Below are 18,856 nucleotides of genomic sequence, written 5' to 3'. Positions count from 1 at the left end.
CCGGTCGCAGGCGCGACCCGGTCACCCAGATGGTGGTCTCGGCCGGGCCGTAGAGGTTGTGCACGGTGCGCGCACGCGCGGCGTCGGTGCCCGCCCAGCGTGAGACCAGTTGCGGGCCACAGCGATCGCCGCCGGTCAGCACCACCCGCAGGTCGTCGAGTCCCGCGCTGTCGAGCGAGAGCGCCACGGCGGGAGTGAGGAACGCGTGTGTGACGTGCTGTTGTCGCAGCAGCTCCCCGAGGGGTTGGCCGCCGTACACATCCGGTGGCGCGACCACCAGTGCGCCGCCGCCGGAGACGGCCAGCAGCAACTCCAGGATCGCGGCGTCGAAGGTCCGCGCGGTCACCGCGAGGACCCGCGACTCCGGTCGCACCGCGCAGCGGTCGGCATGGTCGGACAGCAGCGCGGCCAGTCCGGTGTGCGCGACCTCCACGCCCTTGGGGTGCCCGGTCGATCCGGAGGTGTACATGACGTAGGCGATGTTGTCCGCGCGCAGCGGCGCACACCGCTCGGCGTCCGTGACAGACGCCGTATCGGCCGGGACCCGGTCCAATTCGGCGAGGTCGATGACGGACATGCCCGGCACCTCGAAGCCCGGGCGTTCACGGCTCAGCAGGCAGCGGGCGCGGGAGTCGGTGCATACGAATCGATTTCGCTCGACCGGATGCGCCGGATCCACCGAGACGAACGCCGCGCCGGTCTTGGCGATCGCCCAGACCGCCGAGACCCAGTCCGCCGAGCGCGGCAATCCGATCGCCACCACCGATTCCGGGCCCACCCCGCGCTCGATCAGCGCCCGCGCCCAGCGGTTGGTTCGCTCGTCGAGTTCGCGGTAGGTGATCCGGGCGGTGCCCGCCAGGATCGCCTCTCGATCGGGGCCGGCGGCCACTGCTGCGGCGAGCAGCTCCGGCAGTGTCCGCGTGGCCGGATCCGCGAGCTTCCCGCCGGATACGAGTGCTGTTGTCCCACTGCGTGATCCGAGGCTGCGCACCGTGACGACCGGCTCGTGCGCCATGGTGTGCAGCACCTGCCGCAGTCGCTCGCCCAGCAGCGCGACCGTGTCGGCGCTGAAGAGTCCGGGCTGGTACTGAAGCCGGAATCCCAGCGTCTCCCGCAGCATCGCGGTGCACGACAGCGGATAGTGCGTGGCGTCGGCCGCGTCCACCCCGGTGATGGTGAGCGCCCCGGCGCCGACGGCGTGCTCGAGGTCGTGAATGTCCACCGGGTAGGACTCCAGCACCATCAAGGTGTCGAAGAGCGCGTCGATTCCGGTGTGCGCGTGGATGTCCCGAAGGCCGACATGGTGGTGGTCGAGCAGGCTCGCCTGCTCGCGGTGCAGCCGCTCCCACAGCGCGCCGACGGGTTCCGCCGGGTGCAGCCGGACCCGGGTGGGGATCGTATTGATGAACAGGCCGATGGTGCGGTCGGCGGCCGGGAGTTCGCCGGGTCGCCCGGAGACGGTCGCGCCGAAGACCACATCGGTGTGGCCGCTGAGCTGCGCCATGAGCAGCGACCACGCGGATTGCAGGACGGTGTTCACGGTCACCCCGTGCGCGGCCGCCGCGGACACCAGGGCGCGGGTGTCGGTTTCGGTGAGGGTGAGCGTGTGTTCGGCGACGGCTGTCGTACCGGTCGCGGCGCCTGCGGCGACCAGGGTCGGTTCAATGCCGTCGAGGGCCTCGGCCCACGCGGTGAGCGCCGATTCGCGATCCCGGGTCGTCAACCACGCCAGGTAAACCCGATACGAGCCGGGAGATGCGGCGGGCTGGCCGGCGTAGGCGGTGAACAGTTCGGTGACCAGCAGCGGATAGGACCAGCCGTCGAGGATGACGTGGTGGTTGGTCAGCACCAGCGCCCATTCGCCGGCAGCGAGCCGGGCGACGGTGCCCCGCAGCAGCGGGGCGGCCGCCAGGTCGAACGGTGTCGCCTTCTCCGCGGCCGCGAGCGCGTCGAGCGCACGACGGGGATCCTGCTCATCGGCGAGATCCACGACCCGCCACGGCAATTCGGCGCCGTCGTCGACCACCGCCACGACGTTTCCACTGCCGGTGGTGGTGAAGGCCGTGCGCAGGCCCTCGTGTCGCGCGAGGATTTCCGCCGCGGCCACCCGCAGCCGTTCCGGATCCAGCGCACCCGACAGGTGCAGGATCAGTTGGGCGACATAGGCATCGGCCTCGGAGTCGGCATCGGCCAACTGCGCGTGGAACAGCAACCCGGCCTGCAACGGCGTCACAGGCCAGACATCGGTCACGGCGGGATAGGCGCGCTCGAGGTCGGCGACGTCGGCGCCGGTCAGCTCCACGAGGTCGAAGTCCGACGGCGAATGTCGGTCCGCGCCGGGAGTTTCGGCGTGTTCGGCGATGGCGGTCAGCGCCCGCGACCACAGCGTGGCGAGCTCGTGCACGTCGTCGTCACCCAGCAGGGTGCGCGGGAAGCGGAATCCGGCCCGCAATCGGTCGTCGACGACGATGGCGCTGATGTCGATCGCGACCGTCACCGGCATGTCCGGGTCGGGTGCGGCGGTCAGTTCGCCCAGGCCGCCGTGTGGTCCGTCCGCGCCGACGTCGGTGCTCGACACCCGCCCCAGGTAGTTGAATCCGATCCGGCCCGGCATCCGATCCGGTAGCCGGGTGGCGGTGTCGGGGTTGAGATAGCGCAGCAGTCCGTAGCCGATGCCCTTGTCCGGAATCGACCGCAGCGTCTCCTTCACCGAAAGAACCGTCGCCGCAAGGGATTCCCCGTCGCATCCGGAATCGAGCGCGATGCCGTCCAGGTCGAATCGCACCGGGAACATGGAGGTGAACCAGCCGACCGTCCGCGACAGCTCCGCGCCCGGCACGACCTGCTCCTCGCGGCCGTGACCCTCCAGCCGGATCAGCACCGACGATTCGTCGATGCCGCGACGCGCCCGCCACTGCCGCACGGCCACCGCCAATCCCGCCAGCAGGCCGTCGTTGACGGTGCCGTGGAACACCGTGGGCACCCGGGCCAGCAGGCTCCGGGTCACCGGTTCCGGCAGGCAGACCTCGATCTGGTCGAGGGTGGCGGCGGTGTCGAGGGCGGAGTCGAGTTCCCGGCCGCCGAGCGCGGGATCGACGCCGGCGACCATGGACTGCCACAGCTCCAACTCACGCAGTCGGATCGGATCCTGTGCGGCCTCGACCAGGCCGTGCGCCCAGCGTCGCATCGAGGTGCCGACCGGTTCCAGCACCGGAATCGCCCCCGACGTGGCCTGGCTCAGCGCCGACAGCAGATCCGGCACCAGCACCCGCCACGACACGCCGTCGACCACCAGGTGGTGGGCGGCCACCAGCAGCCATCCGGGCGCGTCACCGGTGGGGTCGAGCCACACGAACTGCACCATCGCGCCGCCGCGCGGATCCAGCCAGTCCAGCGTCGAATCCAGTTCGGCCGCGGCGATTTCGGCGACGGCGCGGCGACCGGATGCGGTATCGACGGCCGGCCCGCCGTCGAGTGGCCGCCGATGCAGCAGCCACGCGATATCGACCTCGCCGGCGGGGGCGACCGTCATCCCCCAGTCGCCGTTCTCGGTGCGCCGCAATCGGGAACGCAGCATGTCGTGGCGATCCAGCAGCGCGGCAATGGCCGCCACCAGATCCGGCTCGTCCACCTCGGCGGGCAGTCGCAGCACCACATGCTGGTCGAAGCGATCGAAACCGTTGCCCCACTCCACCATCCAGCGCGCGACCGGCAGCAGCGGCAACTCGCCGACCCCGCCGCCGGGCAACTCCGCCAGGGTGGTCGCGGCCGCGTGCGCGGGGGTTTGTGCGCAGGCCGCCAGCCGGGCGGGGGTGCGCTGCTCGAAGACGTCACGCGGCCCGAAGATGACGCCGCGGGCGCGCGCCTTGGACACCACCTGGATCGAGACGATCGAATCACCGCCCAGGGCGAAGAAGTCGTCGTCGGCGCCGACCCGTTCGAGGCCGAGGACCTCGGCGAAGACCTCCGCCACCAGTTCCTCGACGGGTGTTGCGGGCGAACGGAATTCCGGTGTGGTGAACACCGGTTCGGGCAGCGCGCGCCGGTCCACCTTGCCGGTGGCGGTCAGGGGCAGTTCGTCGAGGATCGCCACCGCGTCCGGCACCATGTACCCCGGCAGGCGCCGGCCCACCGCCGCACGGATCGACTCCGGGTCGGGAGCCGCGTCGCTGCGGGCGACGACGTAGGCGACGAGCCGGGCGCTGGCGTCGGCCCGGTGCACGGTCACGACGGCCTGGCCGATCTCGTCCAACGCGCACAGCGCGGCTTCGACTTCCCCGAGTTCGAGGCGTTGACCGCGCACCTTCACCTGGAAGTCGGAGCGTCCGACGAACACCAGCGCGCCTGTCCCCGTCTCGGATTCGCCGGTCCAGCGCACGAGGTCGCCGGTGCGATACAGCCGCTCGCCCGGTGCGCCGAAGGGGTGCGCGACGAACCGGGCGGCCGTCAGGCCCGGGCGGCCGCGGTAGCCGCGAGCCAGTCCGGCACCGGACAGGTACAGCTCGCCGACCACGCCCACCGGTACCGGACGCAGCCACGCGTCCAACACCAGCACGCCGATACCCGGGATGCCGGTGCCCAATTCGACGGGGTCACCGGCCCGCAGTTCGCGGCTGATGGTGCTGATGATCGTGGTCTCGGAGGGTCCGTAGGTATTGAAGAATCGGCGTGCGCCGGCCACGTCGGTCCGCGACCACTGCCGCACCAGCCCCGGCGAAAAGCCCTCGCCGCCGACCGTCAGCACCCGCAACTCGTCGAGCCCGGCCGGATCGAGCGAGGCCACCACCGACGGCGTCAGGAAGGCGTGGGTGATGCGCCGGTCGCGCAGCACCGCGGCCAGCGCCGGACCGCCGTAGGCGTCGGCCGGGGCCAGCACCAGGGTCGCGCCGGTGGGCGCGACCAGCAGCAACTCCAACAGGGCGGCGTCGAAAGTGCGTGCGGCGACGCCGAGTACGCGGGAGTCGGCGGTGACGCCGTAGTGGTGGCGCTGGGCGGCGGCGACGGCGGCCAGCCCGGCATGGGTGACCTCGACGCCCTTCGGCTGCCCGGTCGAACCGGAGGTGTAGACGACGTAGGCGGTGGTGCCCGCCCGCGGCTCGGCGTGCCGGTCGGCCACGCTCAGCGCGGTGGCCGGGTTACGCCGGATGCGCGCCGCGACGGACGGATCGTCGAGTATCAGCCAGGTCATGTCCTCGCCCGGCAGGCTCGCGACATGGGTGGCGCGGGTGATGCCCAGGCGCACAACGGAATCAGCGACCATGTAGCGGTTGCGGTCGAGCGGATGCGCCGGGTCCAGGGACAGAAACGCGGCCCCGGTCTTGGTGACCGCCCAGACGGCCAGCACCCAGTCGAGACTGCGCGGCACCGCGAGGGCGAGCACCGATTCCGGTCCGATGACCTGCTCGATGAGCAGGCGGGCCAGCCGATTCGAGTGCTCGTCGAGTTCCCGGTAGGTCATTCGGCGGTCACCGTCGACCACCGCGCAGCCATCGGGGTTGGCGGCCACGGCGGCGGCCAGCAGCACGGGAAGCGTCGAGTCGCCCTCGACGCCGGAAAGGCCACCGAGGTCGGGAAGCACTGCGTGGCTGCAGGTTTCGAGCACCTGCCGTTCGGACACCGACAGCAGGTCGATGTCTCGCACGAGGCAGCCGGGGTCGGCGACGACGGCCCGCAGCACTCGTTCCAGCCGGTGGGCCAGCGCCCGCATGGTGGCCGGATCGAAAAGGTCGGTGGCGTAACTCAAATCGACAGGCAGCGCGCCCCCGGCGTCGGGGGTGTCGGCGAGGGTGAGGGTGAAATCGAAGCGCTCGATACCGGTGTCGGCACTCGACGGGGTGACCGCGACGCCGGGCAGCCGCACGGCCGCCGGGTCGAGATTGTGGAAGGCGAGCATGACCTGGAACAGCGGGTTGCGGGCCTGACTGCGCGGCGGATCGACCGCCTCCACCACCTGCTCGAACGGAATCTCCGCGTGCGCGAACGCATCCAGATCCACCGCGCGCACCCGATCCAGCAGCGCGCGGAAGGGCTGCGCTTCGTCCACCGGGGTCCGCAACACCACGGTATTGACGAACATGCCCACCAGATCGTCGAGTGCGGCGGATCCGCGTCCCGACACGGGGGTGCCGACGACGATGTCGGTGGTTCCCGAGAGCCTCGACAGCACGACGGTCAAGGCCGCGTGCCACACCATGAACGGGGTGACGCCGGCCGCGGCGGCCAGTTCGTTCAGCCCGGAGACGACGGCGGGTTCGATCGTGAACCGGTGGTTCGCGCCGCGATGCGAGGCGATGGCCGGGCGCGGCCGATCCGACGGCACGTCCAGCACCTCGGGTAGGTCACGCAATTGCGTTGTCCAGTAATCGGTCTGGCGGGCCACCACCGACGCGGGATCGTCGTGCGACCCCAGCATCTCACGCTGCCACAGCGCGTAGTCGGCGTATTGCACCGGCAGCGGCGGCCATTCCGGTTGCCGCCCCGCGCATCGCGCGGCGTAGGCGGTAGCGAGATCCCGCGCCAGGGGCGTCATCGAGAACCCGTCGGCATTGATGTGGTGGATCGCCAGCACCAGCACGTACTCGTCCGGACCGCTCGACAGCAGCCGCGCGCGCAGCGGAATGCGTTCGGCCACATCGAAACTCTGGCCGGCGATCTCCGACACCGCGGCGTCGAGCATCTGGGGATCGACCTGCCGCGGGGTGAGCTCGACGTCGACGGCGTCCGCGAGCTCCGCGCACGGCGTGATCGCCTGGTAGGGCACGCCGTCATCGTCCGGGTAGCGAGTACGCAGCACTTCGTGCCGGGTCAGGACGTCGCCGACCGCCGCCGACAGAGCCTCGACGTTCAACGCGCCGGACAGGCGCAGCACCAGCGGAATGCTGTAGGAGGCGGACTCGGGCGCGAAGCGGTTGACGAACCACATGCGCTGCTGGGCGAACGACAGCGGCACCCGATCCGGACGCGCCCACGACCGCAAGCGCGGTGCGTCCCCGGAGTCGACGCCGGTCGTGCGCCCGGCCAGCAGTTCCGCCAGCTCCGAGGCCACCGGGGCCTGGAAGATGTCGCGCACGCCCACCGGTTTCCCGGCAGGCTCGGCCAGCCGCGCCGACACCTGGGTCGCGGTGAGCGAATTGCCGCCCAGCGCAAAGAAATCGTCGTCCACGCTCACCCGCTCGACCGCGAGCACCTCCGCGTAGGCGGTGGTCACGAGTTCTTCGAGCGGCGTCGCGGGTGCGCGGTAGCCGGCGCGGGCCGGTGCGGGGACGGGCAGCGCGGCCTTGTCGAGTTTGCCGTTCACCGTCATAGGGAGGGCGTCCACGGCCAGCACGGCGTCCGGCACCATGAAGCCGGGCAGTCGCCGGCCGAGCGCGCGCCGCAACGCGGCCGTATCCACCGCGGAGTCGGCGACCACGTAGGCGGCCAGTCGCGGACCGGTCTCGGATTCGTGCAGCAGCACGACGGCGTGCGTGACACCGTCCTGCGCGCACAGCGCGGCCTCGATCTCCCCGAGTTCGAGGCGCTGACCGCGCACCTTCACCTGGAGGTCGGCGCGGCCGACGAACTCTAGAGCCCCTGCGCCCGAGCCGGATTCGGCGTTCGCCCAGCGCACGAGGTCGCCGGTGCGGTAGAGCCGCTCGCCGGGCGCGCCGAAGGGGTCGGCGACGAAGCGCGCGGCCGTCAGCCCCGTGCGGCCCCGATAGCCGCGGGCCACACCGGGTCCCGACACGTACAGCTCACCGACCACGCCCGCCGGAACGGGCCGCAACCAGGAATCCAGTACCAGTAGGGACATGCCGTCGATCGCCGAACCCAGCGTGATCACGTCGCCCGCGGCCAGTTCGGCGGTGCCGGTCACCCAGATGGTCGCCTCGGCCGGGCCGTAGAGGTTGTGCACCCGGCGGCGGCCCGCGCGATCGGTGGCGGCCCAGCGGGCGACGAGAGCGGGCGGGCAGGCTTCGCCCGCGACGGCCAGGACCTCCAGATCGTCGAGTCCCGCCGGGTCGGTGGCGGCGGCCACCGTGGGGGTGAGGACGGCATGGGTGACCCGCTGCGCCCGCATGAGATTCGAAAGTTGTTGTCCGCCGTACACTTCCGGGGGCGAGACGACGAGGGTTGCGGCGCCGGCCACGGCCAGCAGGAGCTCGAAGATCGCGGCGTCGAAGGTGCGGGCCGCCACGGTCAGCACCCGGGCGTCGGGGCCGACGCGCAAGCGCCGGCGCTGCGCGGCGCACACGCCCGGCAGACCGGCGTGGGTGACCTCGACGCCCTTCGGCCGTCCGGTGGATCCGGAGGTGTAGACGACGTACGCCGTGCTGTCCGGCCGCGGGTCGCCGTGCCGGTCGGCCGCGGTGATCGGCCTGGGCGCGCACTGCGCCACCCGGACCACGATCTCGGGGTCGTCGAGCACCAGCCAGGGCAGGTCGGTGGGCAAGGCCGCGAGGTGGGACGCGGTGGTCAGGCCCTCGCGGGCCGCGGAGTCGGTGCACAGGAACGCGTTACGGTCGAGGGGATGGGCGGGGTCCACGGACAGGAATGCGGCGCCGGTCTTGGCGATGGCCCACACCGCCCGCACCCAGTCCAGCGAGCGCGGCACCCCGGCCGCCACCACGGATTCGGGGCCGACGCCGCGGTGAATCAGCAAGCGTGCCAATCGATTCGATTGCTCGTCGAGTTCACGGTAGGTGACGCGGCGTTCGCCGTCGACCACCGCGCAGCCCTCGGGGTTGGCGGACACGGCGGCGGCGAGCAGCTCGAGCAGGGTGCGCGCGGCACGCCGGGCCGCGTCCGCGTCGGGCCCGAAGCCCTTGCCGCGCTGGAGCAGTCGTCGCTGTTCCGCTTCCGGCAGAGCGGTGACCTCGCGAAGCGGGAGCGACGGGTCGAGGGTGATCGCCCGCAGCACCTGCCGCAGGCGGCGGGCGAAGGCGGCGACCGTGTCCGCGTCGAATATCTCGGGCCGGTGTTGCAGGCGCACGCGCAACCCGTCGTGGACGGTGACGCTGCAGGTCAGCGGGTAGTGGGTGGCGTCGGTCGCGGTCACACCGGTGATGTCGAGCCCCGAGTCGCCGGTGAGCCGCCGAATGCCCTGTGCGTCCAGCGGATAGGACTCGAGAACCATGACGGTGTCGAAGAGCCGATCGGTGCCGGTGCGGGCGTGGATGTCGGCGAGGCAAAGGTGGTGATGGTCGAGCAGGGCGGCCTGCTCCGCCTGCAGGCGCGACCACAGGCCGGTGAGGCTCTCGCTCGGTCGCAGGCGCACGCGGGTGGGCACGGTGTTGACGAACAGTCCGAGGGTGCGGTCGGCGTCCGGCAGCTCGCCGGGCCGCCCGGACACCGTCGCGCCGAACACGACGTCGGTGCGACCGCTGTCCTGCGCCACCATGATCGCCCACACCGATTGCAGCACCGTGTACACCGTCACCCCGGCGGTGGCGGCCACGGCCGACAGCTCGCGGGCGGTGTCCGCGTCGAGGGTCAGCCACTGTTCGGCCACCGCGACGGTGTCGGGCAGGGTCTCGGCGCCGGCGAGCAGCGTGGGTTCGGCGCCGTCGAGGGCGGCCGACCAGGCCGCGAGGGCGGCGTCCCGGTCCCGGGAAGCCAACCAGGACAGGAACTCCCGATAGGCATCGGCCGCCGTCCCCGTGCCGGTGGCGTAGCGGGTGAACAGATCGGTGAGCAGCAGCGGGTAGGACCAGCCGTCGAGGATCAGGTGATGGTTGGTGAGGATCAATGCCCAGCGGTCGCCGCCCAGGTCGGCGACGGTGAAGCGCAACAGGGGCGGGCGCGCCGGGTCGAAACGCTCGGCCTTCGCCGCCGCGGCCAGATCGGCCAGTGCCGATTCCGGGTCGGACTGTGCACTCAGATCGACTACCTGCCAAGGCAATTCGATATCTTCGCAGACCACCGCGACCGTAGCGCCACCACCCGTTCCGGTGAACGCGGTGCGCAGACTGCGGTGTTCGCGCACCAGCGCCTCGGCAGCCGCATGCAAGCGCTCGACCTCCAGCGTGCCGGTGAGGCGCAGCGTCAGCTGTGCCACGTACGCGTCCACGTCGGCCGCGAGGTCCGCGTGGAACAGCAGGCCCGCCTGGAGCGGTGTCAGCGGCCACACGTCGGTGAGCGACGGGTAGGCGCGATCCAGGGCGGTGACCTCCGCGCCGGTCAGGGAAACCAGCTCGAGGTCGGAGGGGGAATGTCCGCCCGCGCCCGGGGTTTCGGCGTGCTCGGCGATCGCGGTCAGGGTCCGCACCCACAGTGTGGACAGCTCGTCGATCTCGGCGGTGTCGAGCAGGGTGCCGGGGAAGCGGAATGTGGCCCGCAACCGGTCCCCCACCACCATGGCGTTCACGTCCACCGCCAGGGTCACCGGCATGTCCGGATCGGGGGTGATGCTCACTTCGCCGGCACCACCGCCGATTCCGCCGGTGTCGGCGTCGGGACGTGCGATGCGGCCCAGATAGTTGAAGCCGATCCGGCCGGGCATCCGGTCCGGCAGCGCGGCCGCGCCGGCCGGGTCGAGGTAGCGCAGCATGCCGTAGCCGATGCCCCGGTCCGGGATCGAGCGCAGGGTCTCCTTCACCGAAAGAACAGCCGCCGCAACGGCATCCCCACCCGCGAGGACATCGTGGACGTCGACGCCGGTCAGATCCAACCGCACCGGGAACATGGTGGTGAACCAGCCCACCGTCCGCGTCAGGTCCGCGCCCGGCACGACCTGCTGTTCGCGGCCGTGGCCTTCCAGGCGCAGCAATACCCGCGGGTCGTCGATTCCCCTGTGCGCCCGCCACGTTCGTACCGCCACCGCCACAGCGGCCAGCAGGCCGTCCTCGACGCCGCCGTGGAAGGCGGCCGGCACGCGTGTCAGCAGTCCGTTAGTTACCGCGGCGGGCAACTCGACGTGCACCTCGCGCAGGGTGGCGGCGGTGTCGAGGGCCGGATCCAATTCCCTTCCGCCCCAGAGCGGATCCGCTCCCGCAACCATCGACTGCCAGAGCGCGAGTTCGCCGCTCCGCGTCGCGGCGGCCGCGACGAGGCCGTGCGCCCAGCGGCGCATCGAGGTCCCCACCGGCTCCAGCACCGGCGTGGCGCCGGCCGCGACCTGCGCGAACGCCGACACCAGATCCGGCAGCAGCACCCGCCACGACACCCCGTCGACGGCCAGGTGATGGGCGAGCACCAGCATGCGGCCCGGACCCTCGGCGGCGGGCTGCCACACACAGCGGATCATGACGCCGGATTGCGGATTCAACTGTCCGGCAGCGATGTTAGCTTCGAGGGACAGATCGGCGTCCGCAGCGCACCGGCGCAGGACCGTGGCCGCGTCCACCGTGCCGGGCGGGTCGACCACCAGCGCCCACTCGCCGCTCTCGGTGCGACGCAATCGCGAGCGCAGCATGTCGTGCCGGTCCATCACCGCCGTCACCGCCGCCAGCACGCCCGCCTCGTCCAGCCCGGCGGGGACCGGCACCGTCAAGTGCTGTTCGAAACGCTGGAATCCCTTGCCCCACGCCAGCATCCACTGCGCCACCGGCAGCAACGGCAGTTCCCCCACTCCGCCGCCGGGCAATTCGGTCAGGGTCTCGGGCGACGCGGATCCGGCCCGGCTCGCCAGCCGCGCCGGGGTCCGCTGCTCGAAGATGTCGCGGGGACCGAAGACCACGCCGCGGGCCCGTGCCTTGGAGACCACCTGGATCGAGACGATCGAATCGCCGCCGAGCGCGAAGAAGTCGTCGTCGGCGCCGACCCGCTCGACACCGAGGACCTCGGCGAACACCGCGGCCACGAGTTCCTCGACCGGTGTCGAGGGCGCGCGGAACTCGGGCGCGGCGAAAACCGGTGCCGGCAGGGCTTTCCGGTCGAGTTTGCCGGTCGCGGTCAACGGCAGCTCGTCGAGCACCAGCACCACGTCCGGGACCATGTAGGCGGGCAGCCGGTCGGCGGCGGAGCGCCGGACATGGTCGGGATCGAGGGACTGCCCCGGCGCGGCCACCACGTATCCGACCAGTCGCGCGGCGTCGCCGGGGGCGTGGACGACGGCCACGGCGTGTTCGACGCCCGCCGTCGCCGCCAGGGCCGCCTCGATCTCGCCGAGCTCCAGGCGTTGACCGCGGACTTTCACCTGGAAGTCGCTGCGGCCCACGAACTCCAATGCCGCCGAGCCGGGCGCGTCTTCGACCCAGCGCACCAGGTCGCCGGTGCGATACAGGCGCTGCCCCGGCGCACCGAACGGGTCGGCCACGAAGCGTTCGGCGGTCGCACCGGCCCGGCCCCGGTAGCCGCGCGCCACCCCGGGACCCGAGACGTACAGTTCACCCACGGCGCCGGCCGCGACGGGACGCAACCAGGCGTCCAGCACCGCCACCCGCATCCCGGGAATCGGGGTGCCGATCCCGATCGCGCGCTGCGGCAGCAACTCCGCGGCGGTGACCCAGATGGTGGCCTCGGCGGGACCGTAGAGGTTGTGCACCCGGCGCGCGCCCGCCGCGTCGGTGCCCGCCCACCGCTGCACCAGCCGGGGCGTGCATCGGTCACCGCCGGTCAGCACGACCCGCAGGGCGTCGAGTCCGGCCGGGTCCAGCGACAGCGCCACCGCCGGGGTCAGGAAGGCGTGGCTGATGTGGCTGTCGCGCAGCAATTCCCGTAGCGGTTCGCCGCCGTACACGTCCGCGGGGGCCACCACCAGCGCCGCCGCGCCCGCCACCGCCAGCAGCAGTTCGAGGATCGCGGCATCGAAGGTGCGCGCCGCCACCGCGAACACCCGGGCGTCGGCGTCGACCGTGCAGCGCGCCCGGTGGTCGGCGACCAGGGCCGCCAAGCCCGCGTGGGTGACCTCGACTCCCTTCGGGCGACCGGTCGAGCCCGAGGTGTACACCACGTAGGCGGTGTTGTCCGCGTGGACTTTTCGCGGCGCGGCCATCGGCCCCGCCTCGAGATCGAGATCGAGATCGAGATCGAGATCGAGATCGTCGAGATCGATCACCTCGACACCGAAATCCGCTACGCCACCACGGACCACGACCCGCAGGGCCCCGGAGTCGCGGCACACGAACCGATTTCGTTCGTGCGGGTGCGCAGGATCCAACGACAGGAACGCCGCCCCGGTCTTGGCGATCGCCCACACCGCCGTCACCCAGTCCAGCGAACGCGGCAGCGCGATCGCGACGACGGTCTCCGCGCCGATGCCCGCCTCGATCAGCCTGTGCGCCAGGCGATTCGACCGCGCGTCGAGTTCCCGATACGACATCTGTCGCCCACCGTCCACCACCGCGATGCCGTCGGGGTGACTCGCCACCACGGCCGCCAGCATCTCCGGCAGTGTCACCGCCGCTGGGCCCTGCGGGGCACCGTAGCGCCCCCAGTCGCGCAGCAGCCGATCGCGTTCCGGCCCGGTCACGACCTCGATATCGCGCACGCGAACCGTCGGCTCGGTGGTCACGGTCTCCAGCACCCGCACCAGCCGGGCCGTGAGCGCCGCGACCGTGCCGGGGTCGAAAAGATCGGTGGCATAACCGAGTTGCACCGGGATCGCGCCGCCGCTGTCGGGGGCGTCGGTCAGCGTGAAGGTCAGATCGAATCGTTCGATGCCGGTGTCGGCGCCCGCCGCGCTGACCACCAGTTCCGGCAGCTCGAGCTGGGCCTGATCCAGATTGTGGAAGGCCAGCATCACCTGGAACAGCGGATGGTGGGCTTGGCTGCGCGGCGGATCCAGCGCCTCCACCACCTGTTCGAACGGCGCCTCCGCATGGGCGAAGGCGTCCAGGTCCACCGCCCGGATATCGGCGAGCAGATCGGTGAACGCGGCGTTCTCGTCCACTTGGGCGCGCAGCACCACGGTATTGACGAACATGCCGATCAGGCCGTCCAATTCGGCCGCGCCGCGCCCGGCCACCGGCGAGCCCACCGCGATATCGGACTCCCCCGACAGGCGCGCCAGCACCACCGCCAGCGCAGCGTGGAACACCATGAACACCGTCACGCCCCGGGCCTGGGCGAGGGCCCGCATCCCCTCGACCACCTCGGGTGCGAGCACGAAGTCGTGGGTCGCGCCGCGGTGGGAGGCCACCGGCGGCCGTGGACGGTCGGTCGGCAGCGGCAGCACGTCGGGCAGCTCACACAGCTGCGCCGACCAGTATCGAAGCTGTTGCGCCGAAGCGGATTCCGGATCGTCGACGATTCCTGCCGTTTCCCGCTGCCACAGCGCGTAATCGGCGTACTGCACCGGCAACGGCCGCCAGCTCGGTTGCCGGCCGTCATGGCGGGCCGTGTAGGCCGCGGCGAGATCGCGGGCCAGCGGGGCCATGGAGAAGCCGTCGGCATTGATGTGATGGACCACCAGCACCAGCACGAAATCGGTTGCGCTCGTGCACCAGAGGCGAGCCCGTAGCGGAACGCGTTCGGCCACATCGAAACCCCTCGATACGACCTCGTTCAGCGCGGCCGCCAAACCCGATTCGCTCACCTCGACCGGATCCATGCGCAGGTCGGTGAGCGCGGGCAGTTCCGAAACCGGCACGATCAACTGGTAGGGCACCCCGTCGGCGTCCGGGTACCGGGTCCGCAGCACCTCGTGGCGTTCGAGGACATCCCCCACCGCCGCCGCCAGCGCCGCCACGTCCAAGGTGCCGGACAGCCGGATCACCATCGGAATGTTGTAGGCGACCGATTCCGGATCGAAGCGGTTGACGAACCACATCCGCTGCTGCGCGAACGACAGCGGGATCCGCTCCGGTCGCGGGCCCGGCCGCAACCGCGGCCCCTCGACCGCCGCCGGCGCCTCGGCGACACGGTCCGTGAGCAGGATCGCCAAGGCCGCGACCGCGGAGGCTTCGAAGACATCCCGCACCGAGACCGCCACGCCCACACCGTCGGACAGCCGCGCCGACAATCGGGTCGCCGACAGCGAATTGCCGCCCAGCACGAAGAAATCGTCGTCGACGCCCACCCGCTCCACGCCCAGCACCTCGGCGAACACGGTGGCGACGATCTCCTCGACCGGGGTCGCCGGCGCACGATAGCCGGCGCGCGCCACCACCGGCGCGGGCAATGCCGCCTTGTCGACCTTCCCGTTCACGGTCAACGGGAGGGCGTCGAGCACCATCACCACATCGGGCACCATGTAGCCGGGCAGCCGCTGAGCGAGCCGTTCCCGCAGCAGCGCGCCGAGTGCGGCCGGGCCACTCCAGTTCTCCTGCGGGCGTAGCAGTTCCGCGCCGTCGCGCTCCACGGCGGGCCGGTCGGCCAGCGCCGTGCGCACGGCGTACACGATGTGCAGATCGGTGCCGATCACGTTCGGCGAGATCCGTGCCTCCACCTCGAATCCCCGCTCGCACAGCAGCTTCTCGATGCTCGCCAGCCGATCCTCGACATCGTGCACCTCGATGACCATGCGATCCACCAGCGGCCAGTGCCGCTCCTCGATGCCGTGCAGCGCCTCCAGCTCACTGCCCTCGACATCGAGCTTGAGCAGATCCATGCGGTCGATCCCGAACTCGTCCATGATGTGCGAGAGGGTGCGGATGGGGACCTCGACCCGCACGCAGTCCAGCCGCTCGGCGATCAGCTGATCGACCAGGCCCGCGCCGAGATCCTGGGTCTCGGCGTGATATTCGTTGTGCAGGAACGATTCCAGGATGTCGCGCTGCACCCGGCTGTCGGCGCCGCGCCCCGACAGCACCGACATCTCCGGATAGTAGGTGAAGGTGTCGCTGGTGTTCTCCGCGCCGATCGCGTACGGCACCAGGGTGGCGTCCAGCGCGTGCAGGGCGGCATTGGCCCGGTACATGCGGCGCAGTTCGGGCATCGGCTCGACCGCGAACAGCTTGATGCCGGGCGATGTGCGCTTGGCGAACACCGAGAACATGCCGACGTGCGCGCCGATATCGACGACGCAACCGCTGTCGGGGATGGTGACCCCGCCGTGGCAGTACTCCTCGGTCTCGAAGATCTCCTCGTAGAGGAACACCATATTGGACCGATTGCGCCCCACCATCGGCATGCCGTTGGGCAGCTCGTGCAGCTCCTCGGGCGCGATCTCGCCCTCGTGTCGCAGCCGCAGGCAGGTCGCGGCGGCGGGCGCGAAGCGAGGATCGGGGACCAGGTAGGCGACCAGCTGGGTGTCCGACGGCGTGTCGGGGTCGGCGGTGTGGGTGGTGACGACCGCGCCGGCCACGCACTCCTCGGCCGCCAGCAGGGATTCGATCTCGCCGAGTTCGATGCGGTAGCCGCGGATCTTCACCTGCTCGTCGGCGCGGCCCAGATATTCGAGCACCCCGGACTCGGTCCAGCGCACCAAATCTCCGCTGCGGTAGAGGCGGCCGCCGGCGGCGTCGAACGGGTCGGCGACGAAGCGGGCGGCGCTCAGTGCCGGGCGGGCGAGGTAGCCGCGCGCCACCTGCGCACCGGCCACGTACAGTTCACCCGAGACACCGGGCGGCACCGGGCGCAGCCACGAATCCAGCACGTACACACGCAGATTCGCCAGCGGCACGCCGATCGGGCTCAGCCCGGGTTCGCCGCGCCAATGATCTTGTTCCAGTTGCTGTTCGGTGACGTGCACGGTGGTCTCGGTGATGCCGTACATATTGACCAGCCGGGGCGCGTCCGGCCGGGCGAGGACGGGCCAGCGCCGCAACCGGGTGGGGTCGAGGGCTTCACCGCCGAAAATCACCATGCGCAGCGCCGAACCGTCCGCGACCGCGCCGCGCCGGGATTCGATCAGGGCGTAGCAGGCCGACGGGGTCTGGTTGAGGATGGTCACGCGCTTTTCGACGATCAGGTCCCACAGTTCGGAGGGTGCGTAGGCCACCTCGCGCGGGACGACGACCACGCGCCCGCCGTGCAGCAGCGCGCCCCAGATCTCCCACACCGAGAAGTCGAAAGCCTGGGAGTGGCACCAGGTCCAGACATCGTCGGGCCCGAACCGGCACCACGGCTGGGTGCTGTGGAACAGGGAGACGGCGTTGGCGTGGGTCACCGTGACGCCCTTGGGTTTTCCGGTGGTGCCGGAGGTGTAGATGACGTAGGCGGCATTGCCGGGAACGGCGCGCCGAGGCGTACCGAGGGCGTCATCGAGCCCGTCCACGGTGTCGATAAGCATCGCCGGAACATCGCTCGCGCTCACGAGTTCCGTGGTGGAGTCGTCGACGAGCACGAGGGTGGGGACCGCGTCGCCGAGGATGTAGGTCACGCGCTCGGGCGGGGAGGTCGGGTCCAGCGGCACGTAGGCGGCGCCGGATTCGAGGATGGCCAGCAGCGCGGTGATCAGCTCGATGCTCTTCGGAAGAGCAACGGCCACCAGGCTTTCCGGGCCCGCGCCGCGGGCGGCCAGCAGCGCGGCCAGCCGTGCGGCGCGCTGTTCGAGCTGCCCGTAGGTGAGCTGCCGGTCGCCGTCCACGACCGCGACGGCGTCGGGGGTCTCGGATGCCTGCCGCCGGAACATCTCGACCAGGGTGGCGCCGGTGGCCGGCGTGGAATCGACGGCACTTGAGGTGTCGTTCCACGCGTACAGCACCCGGTCCTGTTCCGCGGAGTCCAGGACCGCGATATCGCGCACCGGCGTCGCGGGGTCGGTGTCGAGGGCGCGCAGGAACTTCGGGAAGAAGCGCAGGAATCGCTCGTGATGCCCGGCGATCTCCTCGGGGGTGTACAGGTCGTGGTTGGCCACGAAATCCACACGGGTGGCGGTGGATTCGGGTGTCTCGCCCGCACCGGCGTAGACGCTCACCGACAGATCCGACACCAGACCGGGGGTCAGCACCTGCAATCGGCCGGTGATCGAGCCCAGCACCACCTTGGTGTCGAACATCATCAGGTCCACGTACGGCCCGAACACCTGGGTCTGGGGCGTGAGGCGGCCGATATCGCGGAACATGTCCTCCTGCCGATACCGTTGCCGGCGCAGCACTTCGATCAGCTGCCGCTGGGTCGCCTCGATCAGCTCGCCGACCGTGTCGCGCGGACCGGTGGTGATCCGGAAGGGCAGGGTATTGGCCAGCATGCCGCCCGAGCGCAGGGCCGCGGTGGTGACGCGCGCCGAGACCGGCAGGCTCAGCACGATGTCGTCGCTGTCGGTCATGCGGCCCAGGAACAGGCCGAAGGCCGCCAGCACCGGCACCGCCGGATTGGCCGCGGTCGCCTTGATCACGGCGGCCAGCAGTTCGGCGGTCTCCGGCGACAGCACCCCGCTCACCGACAGGGGGTGCGAGTCGGCCTGGGCGCTGCGACCGGCCAGGCTCACCGGGGCGGGCAGGTCCGCCAGCTGACGCTGCCAGAATTCGCGGTCGGTGGTGAAACGGGCGGAGCCCCGGTACATTTCGTCCGCGGCGACCAGGTCGGCCAGGCCCTGGATCTTGGCCGCCGGGGGCGCGACGCCCTCCACCGCCGCGGTGTACAGGTCGCCCACGCGCGACAGCAGGGTCATGGCGGCCAGCCCGTCCATGGCGATGTGGTGGGCGCGCAGATACCACAGCCAGTGCCGCTCCCCCACCCGCAGCACGGCCGTGGCGATGAGCCGGTCGCGCTGCAGATCGACCGGGCGGCTGTACTCGGCGCGCATCCACTCCTGCGCCGCCGCCCGGGGATCCGGCTCCCCGCGCAGGTCCAGCAGCCGGGTCGGCTCGTCCAGTTCGCGATCCACCGCCTGCCTCGGACCGTTGTCGGTCTCGACGATCCGCAGCCGGGCCGCCCCGAACTCGCCGGCCACCCGCCACAGGGTGGACATCAGCAACTCGACGTCGAGGTCTCCGTGTAGTTCGATGCACAGGGCATTGGTGATCGGGTTCGGACCGGTCAGCTGTTGCGCGTACCAAATCCCCTGCTGCGCGGCAGAGAGCGGAAAAAGGACAGAACTGTGCCCGGTCAT

At 71.2% G+C, this 18,856-nt stretch carries 1 protein-coding gene (running past one end of the window); it reads right to left on the bottom strand.

The window, feature by feature from the left end; translation table 11 throughout:
• Positions 1 to 18,856, bottom strand: partial view of a non-ribosomal peptide synthase/polyketide synthase gene (locus D7D52_RS14905; protein WP_120736944.1) — the 5' portion only. It extends 9,470 nt beyond the left edge of the window; only the first 18,856 of its 28,326 coding nucleotides appear in the window; its start codon is at positions 18,854 to 18,856; its stop codon lies beyond the left edge, outside the window.

The sequence above is a fragment of the Nocardia yunnanensis genome, assembly GCF_003626895.1.
GTDB classification, from domain to species: Bacteria; Actinomycetota; Actinomycetes; order Mycobacteriales; family Mycobacteriaceae; genus Nocardia; species Nocardia yunnanensis.
This window is presented reverse-complemented; position numbering and strand designations above follow the sequence as displayed.